This window comes from Variovorax boronicumulans (assembly GCF_009811375.1).
In the GTDB taxonomy this organism is placed as follows: domain Bacteria; phylum Pseudomonadota; class Gammaproteobacteria; order Burkholderiales; family Burkholderiaceae_C; genus Variovorax; species Variovorax boronicumulans.
The window spans coordinates 296,725-312,212 of sequence record NZ_BKDH01000004.1 but is presented as its reverse complement, the minus strand read 5'-3'; the positions used below and the strand labels follow the sequence as shown (position 1 = coordinate 312,212).

Genomic DNA, 15,488 nt, shown 5'->3' with positions numbered 1-15,488 from the left:
TCTGCTTTCAGTCGGCCCGCATCGTGCCCGTGTCGCGGTAGCGCACGTGCCATGAAAAGGCCTCTTCCAGCCGGTGCGGCGTGTGGCCGCCGCAGGTCGCCACAGCACGCGCGTGGTAGTCCTGCAGCATCGCGCGGTACGGCTCGGCCGCGCAGTTGGCGATGATCGCCGCCGCCCGCTCGCGCGGCGCCAGCCCGCGCAGGTCGGCCAGGCCCACCTCGGTGACCAGGATGTCGACGTCCTGCGGCGCATGGTCGACGTGCGACACCATCGGCACGATGCTCGACACCGTGCCCTGCTTGGCGACCGACTTGGTCGCGAAGATCGACAGGTAGGCGTTGCGCGCGAAGTCGCCCGAGCCGCCGATGCCGTTCATCATGTGCGTGCCCAGCACGTGGGTCGAATTGACGTTGCCGTAGATGTCGGCTTCCAGCGCCGTATTCAGCGCGATGATGCCCAGGCGCCGGATGATCTCCGGGTGGTTGCTCACCTCCTGCGGCCGCAGCACCAGCCGGTCCTTGTAGCGCGCCAGGTCGCCGAACACCTGCCGTGCCTTCGCGGGCGACAGCGTGATCGACGAGCCCGAGGCGAAGTCCAGCTTGCCGGCGTCGAACAGGTCGAAGGTCGAGTCCTGCAGCACCTCCGAGTACATCGTGAGGTGCTCGAAGGGCCCCGCGCCCAGCCCCGACATCACCGCGTTGGCGACCGTGCCGATGCCCGCCTGCAGCGGCAGCAGCCGCTCGGTGAGCCGGCCCTGCGCCACCTCGCGCTCGAAGAAGGCCACCAGGTGCGCCGCGATGGCCGCGGTCTCGGCGTCGGCCGGCAGCACGGTGGAGGTGCTGTCGGCCTTGTCGGTGATGACGATGCCCAGGATCTTCTCGGGCGGGATCTGGATGGCGCTGGTGCCGATGCGGTCGTGCGGCGCCACCAGCGGCATCGGCTCGCGCTGCGGGCGGTGCTTCGGAATGAAGATGTCGTGCAACCCTTCGAGCGCGGTCGATTGCGAGGTGTTGATCTCGACGATCACCTTGTCGGCCAGGATCGCGAAGCTCGCGCTGTTGCCGATCGAGGTGCTCGGCACCAGCGCGCCGGTCTCGGTGATGGCCACGGCCTCGATGATCGCGATGTCGATCGGCGGGATCTGACGCGTGCGCAGCATCTCGACCGTTTCCGACAGGTGGTGGTCGATGAACATCACCTCGCCGCGGTTGATCGCCTGGCGCAGCACGGTGTCGACCTGGAACGGCATGCGCCGACTGATGGCGCCGGCCTCGGTCAGCTGGCGGTCCACGTCGCCGCCGAGCGAGGCGCCGGTCATGAGCGTGATCTTCATCGGCGCGCGGCGCGCGCGGGCCGCGAGCGCCAGCGGCACGGCCTTGGCGTCGCCGGCGCGCGTGAACCCGCTCATGCCGACCACCATGCCGTCGCGGATCCATTCGGCTGCGGCCTCGGCGGTGGTGATCCTGCTGCGCAGGGCGGGCAGGCGGATGCGGTCTTCGTGCGGCATGGGGGACAAAACGTCTTTCTTTCGTCAGGCAGGGAAAAGAAAAGCCGGCACCGCGCGCGCGGCGGGTGTCAGCGCAGGAAGTAGTCGACCGGCACCAGCGGCGCCGGCGCCGGGGCGCCCACCGACTGGCACAGGTCGATCTCGAGCGTGCGGCACAGGGCCTCGAGCGGCAGGTCGTTGGACTCGGTGCCGAAGGGCTCCTCGATCTCGTCGCCGAGCGCGTCCAGGCCGAAGAAGGTGTAGGCCACGATCAGCACCACCACCGGCGTCATGAACCCGACCGAGTCCACCAGCCCGAAGGGCAGCAGGTAGCAGTAGAGGTACGCCGTGCGGTGCAGCAGCAGGGTGTACGAGAAGGGAATGGGCGTGCTGAGGATGCGCTCGCACGACGCGGCCGCCGCACTCAGCGCCGACAGCGTGCCGTCGACACCCGCCGCCAGCGCCGGGTCGATGCGCCGCGCGCGCAGCGCTTCGCGCAGGTCGGCGCCCATGTGCATCAGCAGCGCATGCGGCCGGTTGGCGACCTGGGTCAGGCCCTGCCACTCCGCCTCGCGCAGGAAGGGTTGGGTGTCAGCCGCGGCGTCGGTGCCGCGCAGCTGGTGGCGCAGCGCATGGGCAAAGGCGGCGGCGCGCAGGGTCATGCGCACGCGCAGGTCGTCCAGGCGGCGGACGGTGTCGGCGCCGGCGTTCACCGGCGCATCGCCGTCGATGAGGCTCTGGCACTGACGCGCCAGATTGCGCGAGCGCAGGATCACCTCGCCCCAGAGCTTGCGCGCCTCCCAGAAGCGGTCGTAGGCCGCGGTGTTGCGAAAGCCCAGGAAGATCGCCAGCGGCAGGCCCAGCAGCGCGAAGGGCACGGTGCCGAGCGGGATCTTGATGGAGCCGAAGCGCCCGTGCAGCACCGTGACGACGATGGCCACGACCACATTGAGCGTCAGCGCCGCGGCGATGCGCGGCAGGACGGAGCCCCGCCAGGACAGAAACAGCTTGAGCCCGGACGGGCGTTTCCGGACGATCATGAAAGCGGGGGGCAGGGGAGACAGGCAGGCATGGAGGCCGCGCACACCGCAAGGCCCGCGCGGGCGCTGATTGTCGCCGAGGCGTCAGCGCCGCAGCAGCTGCACGCCTCAAGACCAACGAAGACGGTCGGGCTCAGCGCACGAGCCACAGCCCCACGCCCAGCAGGACGGCCTGCGCCACCAGCGCGATGTAGAAGAGCTTGCGCGAGGGCGTCGCCATCTCCTGCAGCACCTCGTGGATTCGGCGCGTGAGCAGGGCGCGCAGGGCCGGGTCTTCGCCCGTCGCCGGCGTCGTCGCACCGTGCGCGGCACGCTCCTGCTGCCACTCGGCCAGCATGTCGCTCAGGGGCAGGCGGCCCAGCACGAAGCCGACTACCGCGCGCACGGCCCGGCCTTCGCCGAGCACCGGGGCGAGCTGCTGGCACAGGGCGTCGGGCGAGAGCCAGTCGGCCACGCGCTGCAGGCCGCCGTGGGTGCGCGGCATGGCTTCGATGCGGCCCGCGATCGCGTCGCCCAGCCGCTGCGACACGGCCTCGCCGCGCGCCGCGACCAGGTGCTGCATCGCGCGGGCGCGGCCCCGCTGCACGCCGAGCAGGAAGTACACACCGACGAACAGCGACAGCAGCACGGCCACCAGCAGCGGCGGCGACATGATCAGCGCCAGGATGGCGCCCGCGCCACCGGCCCGCGCCGCCGGGATGCCCGGGCCCTGCAGCTGGGTCAGGTAGTAGAAGAACACGCCGCCGCCGAGAAACAGGCCGATCAGCGCGCCCTTGATGGCCGAGCCGGCGAAGGCGAAGCCGGCCTTGGCGCCGGTGCGAACGAGGGACTGCGGGTGGGCGGGTGGCGACGACATGAAGGGTTCCTCCGGTTTTTCTGGAAAGCCGCCTCCTGCGAGGCCGGTCGCTGGCGATCATGCCACCGCCTTCCCGCACCATAATCGCGCCACACAACAACGAGGAGGATCGTCATGGGAACCGTCAAGTTTCAGAAACCGACCGGCGCATTCGTCGCCGCATCCTGGGCCGCGCTGATCATCGGCGCCATCGTGTACCTGCTCGGGCTGTGGAATGCCGCGATGCAGCTCAACGAGAAGGGCTACTACTTCACCATCCTCATGTACGGCCTGTTCTCGGCCGTGTCGCTGCAAAAGACGGTGCGCGACCGGCTCGAGGGCATCTCGGTCACCGGCATCTACTTCGGCCTGTGCTGGGTCTCGCTGCTGCTGTCGGTGGGCCTGCTGGCCGTGGGCCTGTTCAACGCCTCGCTGGCCGCCAGCGAGAAGGGCTTCTACGCCATGGCCTTCCTGCTGAGCCTGTTCGGCGCGGTGGCGGTGCAGAAGAACGTGCGCGACATCGCCGCGTACAAGGCCGAGAACCCGCTGGCCGACGACGTCACGGCCACCGAGTAAGCCAGGCCGGGCTCAGCCCGCCTTGAGCAGGCGGCGCAGGGCCTGCAGGTCGCGCGCGATCCATCCGGCATCGCGCGCAAAGGCCGCGTCGTCCATGTGCGGCTGGCGCAGCAGCGTGAACTGCAGCTCGCACACGCCAGGCGCCACGCCGATCACGCGAAACGGCAGGTAGACCTCGGGCACGCCTTCGGGCGCCACCCAGTGGTCGAGCACGCCCAGGTCGTTGGGCGGCGCAAAGCGCATGCGGGCCTCGCCGCTTTCGGGCGTGCGCACGATCCAGTGGTCGCCGTGCGGCACCAGCGCACTCTTCGCGAGGCCGCTGGCCCAGTCGGGCAGCCGCTTCGGATCGGACGCGAGCGCATAGGCGTCGCGCCATTCGCACTGCACGCGCTGCGTGATGACGCGGGACAAGGCCGCGTCGCCTTCATTCGCCGTTGGGGTCGTCGCTTGGGTCATCGAAGTCGCTCCTGAGCACCTTGGACACGACGGCGCCCGAGAAACCGCGCGCCATCAGGAATCGCATCTGTTTCGCGCGCTCCTTCGCATCGGCGGGTGGCGCGTCGAAGCGGCGGCGCCACAGGGCCGTGGCGCGCTCGACTTCGGTCTCCTGCAAGCCGGCCACCGCCTGCGCGATGGCTTCGGGCGCGATGCCCTTGGCCTGCAGCTCCTGCTTCACGCGCAACGCGCCCGAACGGGCGGCGCGCTGGTGCAGCACCGAGGCGACCACGCGTGGCTCGCTGATGAAGTCCTTGGCTGCCAGCTCGTCGAGCGCCTTCGCCAGCGTGCCGGGCTCTTCCTCGTGCTTCGCGAGCTTGCGCTCCAGCTCCGCGCGCGAATGCTCGCGCTGGCTCAGGAGGCGCAGGGCGCGGCCTTTGAGGGAGGGGGCACTGAAGGCCATTCGGGGGTGGTGGGTCGCTCACGCGGCCCACGCACTGCGCGAAGGCCGCTTATCTCGAACTTACTCCGCCGCCTTGTCGGACTTCGAGGCCTTGGCGGGCTTCTCGGCCTTCTCGGGTTCGGTGCCGGCGTCGGCCGCGAGCAGCGGAATGCCTAGCGACTCGCGCACCTTGTTCTCGATCTCGCGCGACAGGTCGGGGTTCTCGCGCAGGAATTCGCGGGCGTTGTCGCGGCCCTGGCCGATCTTCTCGCCGTTGTAGGCGTACCAGGCACCCGACTTGTCGATGATCTTGGCGTTCACGCCCATGTCGATGATCTCGCCCTCGCGGCTGATGCCTTCGCCGAACAGGATGTCGAACTCGGCCGTCTTGAACGGGGGCGACACCTTGTTCTTCACCACCTTCACCTTGGTTTCGTTGCCGATGGCCTCGTCGCCCTTCTTGATGGTGCCGATGCGGCGGATGTCCAGGCGCACCGAGGCGTAGAACTTCAGCGCGTTGCCGCCGGTGGTGGTTTCGGGCGAGCCGAACATCACGCCGATCTTCATGCGGATCTGGTTGATGAAGATGACCATGCAGTTGGTCTTCTTGATCGTGGCCGTGAGCTTGCGCAGCGCCTGGCTCATCAGGCGGGCCTGCAGGCCGGGCAGCGAGTCGCCCATTTCGCCTTCGATTTCGGCCTTGGGCGTGAGCGCGGCCACCGAGTCGACCACGATCAGGTCGACGGCGCCCGAGCGCACCAGCGAGTCGACGATTTCCAGGGCCTGCTCGCCGGTGTCGGGCTGGCTGATCAGCAGGTCGGACAGGTTCACGCCGAGCTTCTGGGCGTACTGCACGTCGAGCGCGTGCTCGGCGTCGACGAAGGCGCAGGTGCCGGCCTGCTTCTGCATGGAGGCAATCACCTGCAGCGTGAGCGTGGTCTTGCCCGAGGATTCCGGGCCGTAGATTTCAACGACGCGGCCACGGGGCAGGCCGCCGACGCCCAGGGCGATGTCCAGGCCCAGCGAGCCGGTGGACACCACCTGGATGTCTTCCAGCGCCTCGCCTTCGCCCAGGCGCATGATCGTGCCCTTGCCGAACTGCTTTTCGATCTGGGCCAGCGCGGCCTGCAGGGCCTTGGCCTTTTCACTGTTGGCGACCGAGATGCTTGCGCCCTTGACGACTGCGTCCATGTGGAAATCTCCTTGAATATCAACGGTTTGTGTCGGGGTTCATCCATCTGCTTTTAACCACAGGCTGGATGCTTGAACAGTAGTGTAGGGGCTCATGACGTTTCGCAAACCCACTTTAAAGTCAGTTTGCCTTACCATCTGAGGCCATGGCCGACTCCGCCTTTCCCACCGATCCCGACGCCTGGCGCCAGACCCACCTGGGCCGCCTGCTGGGCCATGCGATGCGCCGCTTCGACGAGCGTGTGCTGGCGCTCATGGCGCACGACATCGACGTGCCGCTGGCGCTGTCCAACCTGGCGGCGCGCGCGCAGGTGAGCGCGGCGCACATCCACATCACGCGGCACCTGGCGCGCGAGGGCTCGCGCCTGACCGAGCTGGCCGAGCGCGCCGGCATGACCAAGCAGGCCATGGGCACGCTGGTCGACCAGTGCGAGGCCTGGGGGCTGGTCACGCGCGGGCCCGACCCGCTCGACGCGCGCGCGCGGCGCGTGCTGTTCACGGCCGACGGGCTGGCCTGGCTGGACGCCTTCCGCCGCGCCGTGACGCAGACCGAGCGCGAGTTCCGCGCCAGCGTGGGCGACGAGATCGCCACCGTGGTAACCATCGGACTCGAAGCCTATACAGCGGGCTAGACTCGCGTTGAGACAAATGTGAACTGCGCCGGCATGGCGCCTGAATCCGCCGGAGGTGGCTCATGCGAATACTGATTGCCGAAGACGACCAGGTGCTGGCCGATGCCCTGCTGCGCAGCCTGCGCACCTCGGGCGCGGCGGTCGATCATGTGGCCAACGGCTCGCAGGCCGACACCGCGCTCATGACCCACAGCGAGTTCGACCTGCTGATCCTCGACCTCGGGCTGCCCAGCCTGCACGGCATCGAGATCCTCAAGCGCCTGCGCGCACGCGGCTCGCAGCTGCCGGTGCTGGTGCTCACGGCGGCCGACAGCGTGGAAGAGCGCGTCAAGGGCCTGGACCACGGCGCCGACGACTACATGGCCAAGCCCTTCAGCCTGCAGGAGCTCGAGGCGCGCGTGCGCGCCCTCACGCGGCGCGGCATGGGCGCCACCAGCAACGCGATCCGCCACGGCCCGCTGGTCTACGACCAGGCCGGCCGGGTGGCGACCATCGACGGCAAGATGATCGAGCTGTCGGCGCGCGAACTGGGCCTGCTCGAGGTGCTGCTGCAGCGCGCCGGCCGGCTGGTCAGCAAGGACCAGCTGGTGGACCGGCTGTGCGAATGGGGCGAAGAGGTGAGCATCAACGCCATCGAGGTCTACATCCACCGCCTGCGCAAGAAGATCGAGAAGGGACCGGTGCGCATCGCGACGGTGCGCGGGCTGGGCTACTGCCTCGAGAAGATTCCCGGTTGAGCGTGCCCTGCCCGCGCGAAATGCCGTCAGGGCTGCTTGCGCAGGTTGACGAGCAGCGTGGCGCCGGTGTTCGAACGGATCAGGAACATGAGGCTGCGGAAGTAGCCGTTGCTGTCGTACACGCCCGCCGGCACCAGCCCGATGATGGCCGGCCCGGCATAGCTGCCGGTGGCGGCGGGGGTGAGCTTGCAATCGTTGGTGCTGGCCGTGGCGGCATTCACGGCCTTCAGCGTGAGGCTGTACATGTTCTTGGCCGAGCCGGGCTGCGCCAGGGCGACGGTGCCCGAGAGCGTGCACTGGCCGATCTGCACGCCGCTCGTGCTGCCGGTGAACACGCCCTGGCCATCGACCTGCACCGTCACGCCCAGGCTCGGGCTGCTGTCGGTGTTGGACCACGTGCCGGTCATGCTCGCCTGCGACACCGCCAGCGCGTTCTCGATCGTGTAGGCCAGCGGGCCGACATCGGACGGCCTGCGGTTGTCGTAGGCGTAGGTGCCATCCACCGACTTCTTCGGCGCGAAGGTGCCCGAGCCCGTCACCGGATATGCGTTGGGCGGAACATACAACTCGGTGTCCGGGTTGAACGACCAGTCGAGCCCCGTGACCTTCAGCGAACCCCACATCGTGCCCCCGAGGAAGCTGCCTGCCAACGAACCGTTGGTGCCGACGAAGGCAATGCCTCGCACGCCCGCGTAGATGCCTTCGCTGTCATTGCCCACCGCGGCGGTGGAGCCGGGCTGCGGCGCGCTCAGCGAGGGCGACGGCTCGGAGCCCGGCACGGCGGCGCGGTTCTCGGCCGGTGCGGGCGCGGGCGCCGGGGCTGGGGAGGGCGCGGGGGCGGGCGCCGGAACCGGTGCGATCGGCAGCATCGGCATGCCACCGCCGCCTCCGCCACCTCCACCGCCGCATGCAGTCACACCCACGCTGGCGGCCAACACGGTCGCGGCCATCCAGAGCGGCTTGGGGCAGCCGCCCACGGTCTTTTGCTTCATGATTTCTCCCTGATGTTTTTGAATTGCAGAAACTGCACGTCAAGGCTACAACCAGTCACACCTTGTCAATGAAACGTCACACCTGCGAATCGCAGTACTAGTTCACGCTCGCCCGCGTTCTTTCGTCTTGCCAGGAACTCCCTTGAAGCTCTTCCAGCGCGCCCAGCGCTCCCTGTTCGGCGAGATCCTCGACTGGATGCTCACGCCGCTGCTGCTGCTCGTGCCGGTGAGCATCGGCGTGACCTGGCTGGTGGCGCAGGGCATCGCCAACGCACCCTTCGACCGCGCGCTGGAGCACAACGTGAAGGTGCTGGCCGAGCTGGTCACGGTGAAGCAGGGGCAGACGCACTTCGTGCTGTCGCAGTCGGCGCGCGAGATCCTGCGTGCCGACGACGCCGGCCACATCTACTACCAGCTGCTCGACGGCCACGGCACGCTGCTGCACGGCGAGCGCGACCTGCCGCAGCCCAACGTGGACGACCCGCCCGGCACCAACGTGGTCCTGCTGCACAACAGCACCGTGCACGGCCAGCCGGTGCGCGTGGCCTCGCTGTGGATTCCCAGCGGCAGCGAAGAGGTGCCGCCCTCGCTGCTGCAGCTGGCCGAGACGCGCGAGAAGCAGGCGGTGCTCGCCACCGAGATCATCAAGGGCGTGCTGCTGCCGCAGTTCGCGATCCTGCCGCTGGCGGTGCTGCTGATCTGGCTGGCGCTGGTGCGCGGCATCAAGCCGCTGTCGGTGGTCGAGGCGCGCATCCGCGAGCGCCGCCCGGGCGACCTGAGCCCGCTCGACGAATCCTCGGTGCCGCTCGAGGTGGTGCCGCTGGTGTCGTCGGTGAACGAGCTGCTCGACAAGCTCAACGACTCCATCTTCACGCAGAAGCGCTTCCTGGCTGACGCCGCCCACCAGCTCAAGACGCCGCTCGCAGGCCTGCGCATGCAGGCCGACCTGGCGCAGCGCGAGGGCGCCAACGCCGACGAGCTCAAGCAGTCGCTCAAGCAGATCGGCCGCGCCAGCGTGCGCGCCACGCACACCGTGAACCAGTTGCTGTCGCTGGCGCGCGCCGAGGGGACCAGCGCCATGACGCACTGCCAGCCCTGCGACCTCGCGCGGCTGACCATCGAGGTGGTGCGCGAGGCGGTGCCGCGCGCGATCGAAAAGCGCATCGACCTCGGCTACGACGGTGTCCAGGCCGGCGCGCCCGGCGTGATGGTCGACGGCAACCCGACGCTGCTGAAAGAGCTGGTCCGCAACCTGGTCGACAACGCGCTCAACTACACGCCCTCGACGCCCGAGCGCCCCGGCGTGGTCACGGCGCGCGTGCTGGCCGACCCCTTCGGCCACGTGCAGCTGGTGCAGGTGGAGGACAACGGCCCCGGCATCGCCGAGGCCGACCGCGAGCTGGTGTTCGAGCCCTTCTACCGCGTGCTCGGCAACGAGGCCGACGGCTCCGGGCTGGGCCTGCCGATCGTGCGAGAGATCGCCAACCAGCACCGCGCGCGGGTCAAGCTCGAAGACGCGCACCCCGGCAAGCATCCGCCGGGCGCGCTCTTCACCGTGCGCTTCGAGGAGGCCCCGTCGGAATGAATCCGCTCGACACGCTGCGCCAACGCTTCCTGGAAATCCGCCTCGACACCGACGTGTCGGACATGTTCGACTTCGGCGCCGATCTGCTGGAACAGGATTCAGCCGAGGCGCTCGCCTTCCACTACGCGCTGCTGCACGACACCGGCATGGACAGCGAGCTCTACGACTGGCTGTGCCGCAAGTTCGGCGAGCGCGGCGACGCAGCCGAAGACCACCTGCTCGCGCAGTTCGAGCAGGAGCCCGACCCGGCCATGCAGGCCACGGTGCTGCAGCTGCTCGGCGGCTTCAAGTACCGCAAGGGCCGACGGCTGAAAGAGACGGCGGTCCTGGCGCGCGCCGCGCTCGCGTCATCGCACGACGAGCTGCGCTGCAAGGGGCTGTGGGTGATCGGCTGGCTCGGCGGCACGACCGACATCGCCAAGGTGGTGCCGCTGCTCGCGCACGACGCCGTCGCCACGAACCGCCGATGGGCCGCGAGCGCGCTGATGCAGATCGTGTTCAACCGCCGCAGCGCTGCGCCCAAGGCGCTCGAGCCCTTGCGCCAGGCGCTCGACACCGAGACCGATCCGGCCGTGCTGGGCGGCATCCTGGTCGCGGTGCAGGAAATCGCAGGAAAGAAATTCGGCCTGAGCTCGAGCTCGCACGAGCCGCCCTCCAAAGAAAAACTGCAGGCCGCCTTGGCCAAGGCGCGGCGCATGTTCGCGCGCGCGGCTGCTGCCTGATCCGCTCAGGGCGCAGGCGTGCCCGAAGGCTTGGCTTCCTTACGGATCTGCACCCACTCGGGGTGGATCTGCCGCGCCATGCGCTGCGGCTCGCGCTCGTCGAGCGCCGCGGGCGCGAGCCCGAAGCCGGCCAGGTCGCCGCGCGTCCACAGCCAGTAGCCCGCGTTGGCGGCGAGCAGGGCGATGAGGACCAGGCGCAGCTTCATGCCCTCGCTCAGAAAGACATGCCGCGCGGGCGCACGCTCACTTCGTCGCTCGAGATGAGTTGCAGGCCGGCGTCGGTGCGCACCTGCAGCTCGCCGCCCCAGGCCACGCCTTCGCACAGGCCGGCGGTGCCGTCGCTGAGCGTCACCTCGCGCCCGCGCAGCACGTCGCGCGCCGCGAAGCGCTCGGCAAAAGGCGCGAAGCCCTGCGCCTCGAAGGCGAGCACGCTGCGCACCAGCGGCTCGGCCAGCGCCTGCAGCACCTCGGGCGCGGACGCGTCGGGCTGCCACTGGCGCAGCCAGGCCGGCGGCGTGCGCATGCCGTCGCCCTCGCGCGGGCCGATGTTGATGCCGATGCCCACCACGAGGTAGCGCGCGGCATCGGGCCGGGCGGTCTGCGGCATCGCCGTTTCGATGAGGATGCCGACCAGCTTGCGGTCGTTCACCCAGATGTCGTTGGGCCACTTGAGGCCGACCTGGTGCGCGCCCGTCGGGTCGAGGCTTTCGGCCACGCTCACGCCCACGGCCAGCGACAAGCCCGACCAGTCGGCCGGTGCCAGCGGCAGGCCGAGCGAAAAGGTGAGCGAGGCGGGCGCCTCGGGCTGCTGCGCGCTCTGCCAGGGGCGGCCAAGGCGGCCGCGCCCGGCCGTCTGGCGCTCGGCCACGAGCAGCACGGGGTCGGTGCGGCCGGCGCGCGCACGGCGCATCAGCTCGGTGTTGGTGGAATCGATTTCGGCCACGGCCTCGACTGCGAAGCCGGGCAGCAGCGGCGCGACCGTCGCGGCGATCCGGTCTTCGAACCAGGCGCTGGCCGGCGTCGTGCCCATCGTCAGTCTCCGGCGGCGGCCGGGGCGTCGCCCTTGGACTTCTTCTTGCCGTCGGCCTTTTTCTTGTCGGCCTTCTTGTCCGCTTTTTTCTTCTCGGCTTTCTTTTCAGCCTTCTTCGCTTCCTTGGCCTCGGCCTTCTTCTTCTCGGCTTTTTTCTTGGCCTTCTTCTTTTTCTTCTTGTCTTTTTCTTCGTCCTCGTCCTTGGGCGTCAGCAGCGTGCCGCGGCACATCTCGGAGCCGCACCAGCACGGGAACTCGGACAGCAGCTTCTCGGTGTACGGCTCGTCGATGATCAGGCCGTAGTCGTAGTTCAGTTCCTCGCCGGCGGCGATGTTTCTCAGGGCCTTGATATAAACGCGCCCATCGACTTCGTCGGCCTCGCAGTTCGGCTCGCACGAGTGATTGATCCAGCGCGCGTCGTTGCCCTTCACATTGCCGTCGATCACGCGGCCGTCGTCGATGTGGAAGTAGAAGGTGTGGTTCGGCTGGGTCGGATCGTGCGGATGGCGGCGCAGCGCCTCTTTCCAGCTGATGACCTCACCCTTGTATTCGATCAGCGTTTCACCTTCGGCCAGGTCCTGCAGGGCGAACACGCCGTTGCCGTGGACGTCCGAGCGGCGCATCTGGATGCGCCGGCCACCGGAGCGCGTGGCGGCGGAACGCGCCTCGGGCTCGGTCAGGGGGGCGGCTTCCTTGTCGCGGCCGGCGGAAAGTGGGGATTTGGAAGGCATCGCCGAAGTCTGTTAGGTTGAATATGCACACATGCGTGTGCGCGCGTGCGCACGCGGAAGCCGCAGAGTATAGAGAGCCCTCAGATGACAAAGACTTTGGTAATCGCAGAAAAGCCGTCGGTGGCCCAGGACATCGTCCGGGCCCTCACGCCGGTGGCCGGCAAGTTCGACAAACATGACGAGCATTTCGAGAACGACACCTACGTCGTGACCAGCGCCGTGGGCCACCTGGTCGAGATCCAGGCCCCGGAGGAATTCGACGTCAAGCGCGGCAAGTGGAGCTTCGCCAACCTGCCGGTGATCCCGCCGCACTTCGACCTCAAGCCGGTCGACAAGACCAAGACGCGCCTGAACGCCGTGGTCAAGCAGGCCAAGCGCAAGGACGTGACGCAGCTCATCAACGCCTGCGACGCGGGCCGCGAGGGCGAACTGATCTTCCGCCTCATCGAGCAGTACGCCGGCGGCAAGAGCCCGCTGGGCAAGCCGGTCAAGCGCCTGTGGCTGCAGTCGATGACGCCGCAGGCGATCCGCGACGGCTTCGACGCGCTGCGCACCGAAAAGCAGATGCAGGGCCTGGCCGACGCCGCGCGCTCGCGCTCCGAGGCCGACTGGCTCGTGGGCATCAACGGCACGCGCGCCATGACCGCATTCAATTCGCGCGACGGCGGCTTCTTCCTCACGACCGTGGGCCGCGTGCAGACGCCGACGCTGTCCGTCGTCGTGGAGCGCGAGGAGCAGATCCGCAAGTTCGTCTCGCGCGAGTACTGGGAAATCCACGGCAGCTTCGCGGCCGAGGCCGGCCAGTACCCCGGCAAGTGGTTCAACCCCGACTGGAAGAAAGCCAACGCGCCGCTGTTGGCCAACGGCGAGCCCGATGCCGAGCAGCGCGCCGACCGCGTGTGGTCCGAGCAGGAGGCCCGCGCCATCGCCGACGCCTCGCGCGGCAAGCCCGCCACCGTCACCGAAGAGAGCAAGCCCACCACGCAGGCCTCGCCCGCGCTGTTCGACCTGACCTCGCTGCAGCGCGAGGCCAACGGCCGCTTCGGCTTCAGCGCCAAGACCACGCTCGCGCTGGCGCAGAGCCTGTACGAACGCCACAAGGCGCTGACCTACCCGCGTACCGATTCGCGCGCGCTGCCGGAAGACTATCTGCCGGTCGTCAAGCAGACCATGGAGATGCTCGCCGGCAGCGGCATGAAGCACCTGGCGCCGTTCGCGCAGCAGGCGGTCGACGGCAACTACGTCAAGCCCAACAAGCGCATCTTCGACAACGCCAAGGTGTCGGATCACTTCGCCATCATCCCGACGCTGCAGGCCCCGAGCGGCCTGAGCGAAGCCGAGCAGAAGCTGTACGACTTCGTAGTGCGCCGCTTCCTGTCGGTGTTCTTCCCGAGCGCCGAGCACCAGGTGACCACGCGCATCAGCACGGTGGAGCAGGGCGGCAAGAAGTACCCGTTCCGCACCGACGGCAAGGTGCTGGTCAAGCCGGGCTGGCTCGCCATCTACGGCAAGGAAGCCCAGGACGACGAGAAGGAAGACGACAAGGACGGCAAGCGCCTCGTGCCGGTGAAGCCGGGCGAGATCGTGCAGAACGAGTCGGCCGACCTCAAGGGCCTGAAGACGCGCCCGCCCGCACGCTATTCGGAAGCCACGCTGCTGGGCGCCATGGAAGGCGCCGGCAAGACCATCGACGACGACGAGCTGCGCGAGGCCATGCAGGAGAAGGGCCTGGGCACGCCAGCCACGCGCGCGGCCACCATCGAAGGGCTGATCGCCGAGAAGTACATGCTGCGCGAAGGCCGCGAGCTCATCCCGACCGCCAAGGCCTTCCAGCTCATGACGCTCTTGCGCGGCCTGGGCGTGGAAGAACTGTCCAAGGCCGAGCTCACGGGCGAGTGGGAATACAAGCTCGCGCAGATGGAGAAGGGCGCGCTCAGCCGCGACGCCTTCATGCGCGAGATCGCCGAGATGACGGAGCACATCGTCAAGAAGGCCAAGGAGTACGACCGCGACACCGTGCCGGGCGACTACGCCACGCTCGCCACGCCCTGCCCGAACTGCGGCGGCGTGGTGAAGGAAAACTACCGCCGCTACGGCTGCACCGGCAAGAGCGGCACGGGCGAGGACGCCTGCGGCTTCTCGTTCGGCAAGTCGCCGGCCGGGCGCACCTTCGAGGTGGCCGAGGCCGAGCAGCTGCTGGCCAACAAGCACATCGGCCCGCTCGAGGGCTTCCGCTCCAAGGCGGGCTGGCCCTTCACCGCCGAGATCATCCTCAAGTACGACGGGGAAGAAGCCAAGAACTGGAAGCTCGAGTTCGACTTCGGCGACGACAAGAACGAAGACAGCGGCGAGATCGTCGACTTCAGCCAGCAGGACACCGTGGGCCCGTGCCCGGTGTGCGGCGCGCCGGTGTTCGATCACGGCAGCAACTACGTCTGCGAGAAGTCGGTGCCGACGAACGAGCAGCCGACCCCCAGCTGCACCTTCAAGACCGGCAAGATCATCCTGCAGCAGCCGGTCGAGCGCGACCAGATGGAGAAGCTGCTGGCCACCGGCAAGACCGACCTGCTCGACAAGTTCGTCTCGATGCGCACGCGCCGCGCCTTCAAGGCCTTCCTCACGTGGAACGCCGAAGAAGGCAAGGTGACCTTCGAATTCGCACCGCGCGAAGGCGGCAGCAAGTTCCCGCCGCGCAAGACCTTCGGCAAGCCGGCCGCGAAAACCGCGGCGGCCAAGAAGGTCGCGGCGAAGAAGACGCCCGCCGCCAAGAAGGCACCGGCCGAGAAGAAGGCGGCCAAGCCGCGCAAGCCCGGCGCAGGCCTCAAGCCCAGCGACTCGCTGGCCGCGGTGATCGGCGCCGAACCGGTGGCGCGCACCGAGGTCATCAAGAAGCTGTGGGACTACATCAAGGCCAACAACCTGCAGGACGCGACCAACAAGCGCGCGATCAACGCCGACGCCAAGCTCAAGCCGGTGTTCGGCAAGGACCAGGTGACGATGTTCGAACTCGCGGGCATCGTGGGCAAGCACCTCTCGGCGCCCGACGCGGCCTGA

The 15,488-nt window shown here is 68.7% G+C and carries 16 protein-coding genes; 6 read left to right on the top strand and 10 right to left on the bottom strand.

Annotated features, from left to right (window positions below):
• Positions 1 to 7: 7 nt before the first annotated feature.
• From VHAB30_RS26505 to VHAB30_RS26495, 3 genes are all read right to left on the bottom strand, one after another.
• On the bottom strand, positions 8 to 1,507 hold the full coding sequence (locus VHAB30_RS26505; protein WP_159279150.1) for a succinate CoA transferase: 1,500 nt from the start codon (positions 1,505 to 1,507) through the stop codon (positions 8 to 10).
• Positions 1,508 to 1,575: 68 nt separating this feature from the next.
• Complete coding sequence (locus VHAB30_RS26500) at positions 1,576 to 2,526, bottom strand: bestrophin family protein (protein WP_159279149.1); 951 nt, start codon at positions 2,524 to 2,526, stop codon at positions 1,576 to 1,578.
• A 133-nt stretch (positions 2,527 to 2,659) separates the two neighbouring features.
• A complete protein-coding gene (locus tag VHAB30_RS26495; protein ID WP_159279148.1) occupies positions 2,660 to 3,382 on the bottom strand; it encodes a hypothetical protein in 723 nt (240 codons plus the stop codon).
• Positions 3,383 to 3,496: 114 nt separating this feature from the next.
• On the opposite strand from VHAB30_RS26495, the gene yiaA reads away from it, so the two are divergent.
• On the top strand, positions 3,497 to 3,937 hold the full coding sequence (gene yiaA, locus VHAB30_RS26490) for an inner membrane protein YiaA (RefSeq protein WP_062482786.1): 441 nt from the start codon (positions 3,497 to 3,499) through the stop codon (positions 3,935 to 3,937).
• A gap of 12 nt (positions 3,938 to 3,949) precedes the next feature.
• Here the strand turns inward: yiaA and VHAB30_RS26485 are convergent, their stop codons facing one another.
• From VHAB30_RS26485 to recA, 3 genes are read right to left on the bottom strand one after another with little or no spacing between them, the layout of a single operon-like run.
• Positions 3,950 to 4,348, bottom strand: coding sequence for an SRPBCC family protein (locus VHAB30_RS26485; protein WP_235926924.1), 399 nt, complete (start codon positions 4,346 to 4,348; stop codon positions 3,950 to 3,952).
• A 13-nt stretch (positions 4,349 to 4,361) separates the two neighbouring features.
• Positions 4,362 to 4,835 carry a recombination regulator RecX gene (gene recX, locus VHAB30_RS26480; protein ID WP_095747317.1) on the bottom strand — a complete coding sequence of 158 codons (474 nt, stop codon included), beginning with the start codon at positions 4,833 to 4,835 and terminating at the stop codon, positions 4,362 to 4,364.
• 60 nt (positions 4,836 to 4,895) lie between these two features.
• Entirely contained in the window at positions 4,896 to 6,005 is a 1,110-nt protein-coding gene (gene recA, locus VHAB30_RS26475) for a recombinase RecA (RefSeq protein ID WP_159279146.1), read from the bottom strand.
• Positions 6,006 to 6,151: 146 nt separating this feature from the next.
• Here recA and VHAB30_RS26470 point away from each other — a divergent pair, with 146 nt between their 5' ends.
• Both VHAB30_RS26470 and VHAB30_RS26465 read left to right on the top strand, forming a co-directional pair.
• A complete protein-coding gene (locus VHAB30_RS26470; RefSeq protein WP_159279145.1) occupies positions 6,152 to 6,637 on the top strand; it encodes a MarR family winged helix-turn-helix transcriptional regulator in 486 nt (161 codons plus the stop codon).
• A gap of 62 nt (positions 6,638 to 6,699) precedes the next feature.
• Positions 6,700 to 7,374 (top strand): response regulator transcription factor, encoded by a 675-nt coding sequence (locus VHAB30_RS26465; protein WP_056575150.1) that lies wholly within the window; start codon positions 6,700 to 6,702, stop codon positions 7,372 to 7,374.
• Positions 7,375 to 7,400: 26 nt separating this feature from the next.
• Here VHAB30_RS26465 and VHAB30_RS26460 read toward each other — a convergent pair whose 3' ends face one another.
• A complete protein-coding gene (locus VHAB30_RS26460) occupies positions 7,401 to 8,366 on the bottom strand; it encodes a hypothetical protein (RefSeq protein ID WP_159279144.1) in 966 nt (321 codons plus the stop codon).
• Between the two features lie 142 nt (positions 8,367 to 8,508).
• On the opposite strand from VHAB30_RS26460, the gene VHAB30_RS26455 reads away from it, so the two are divergent.
• Both VHAB30_RS26455 and VHAB30_RS26450 read left to right on the top strand, forming a co-directional pair.
• A complete protein-coding gene (locus tag VHAB30_RS26455) occupies positions 8,509 to 9,951 on the top strand; it encodes a sensor histidine kinase (protein WP_062480377.1) in 1,443 nt (480 codons plus the stop codon).
• Positions 9,948 to 10,673 (top strand): HEAT repeat domain-containing protein, encoded by a 726-nt coding sequence (locus VHAB30_RS26450; RefSeq protein ID WP_159279143.1) that lies wholly within the window; start codon positions 9,948 to 9,950, stop codon positions 10,671 to 10,673. Before VHAB30_RS26455 ends, VHAB30_RS26450 begins: the two co-directional genes overlap by 4 nt.
• Before the next feature lie 5 nt (positions 10,674 to 10,678).
• Here VHAB30_RS26450 and VHAB30_RS26445 read toward each other — a convergent pair whose 3' ends face one another.
• The 3 genes from VHAB30_RS26445 to VHAB30_RS26435 are packed head-to-tail and all read right to left on the bottom strand — an operon-like array spanning position 10,679 to position 12,434.
• A complete protein-coding gene (locus VHAB30_RS26445) occupies positions 10,679 to 10,879 on the bottom strand; it encodes a sporulation protein (protein ID WP_159274165.1) in 201 nt (66 codons plus the stop codon).
• A gap of 8 nt (positions 10,880 to 10,887) precedes the next feature.
• Positions 10,888 to 11,703 carry a biotin--[acetyl-CoA-carboxylase] ligase gene (locus VHAB30_RS26440; RefSeq protein WP_159279142.1) on the bottom strand — a complete coding sequence of 272 codons (816 nt, stop codon included), beginning with the start codon at positions 11,701 to 11,703 and terminating at the stop codon, positions 10,888 to 10,890.
• Positions 11,704 to 11,705: 2 nt separating this feature from the next.
• Positions 11,706 to 12,434, bottom strand: coding sequence for an SET domain-containing protein (locus VHAB30_RS26435; protein WP_390904048.1), 729 nt, complete (start codon positions 12,432 to 12,434; stop codon positions 11,706 to 11,708).
• An 84-nt stretch (positions 12,435 to 12,518) separates the two neighbouring features.
• Here VHAB30_RS26435 and VHAB30_RS26430 point away from each other — a divergent pair, with 84 nt between their 5' ends.
• Positions 12,519 to 15,488: a DNA topoisomerase III gene (locus VHAB30_RS26430; RefSeq protein ID WP_070063301.1), complete on the top strand. Its 2,970-nt coding sequence runs from the start codon at positions 12,519 to 12,521 to the stop codon at positions 15,486 to 15,488.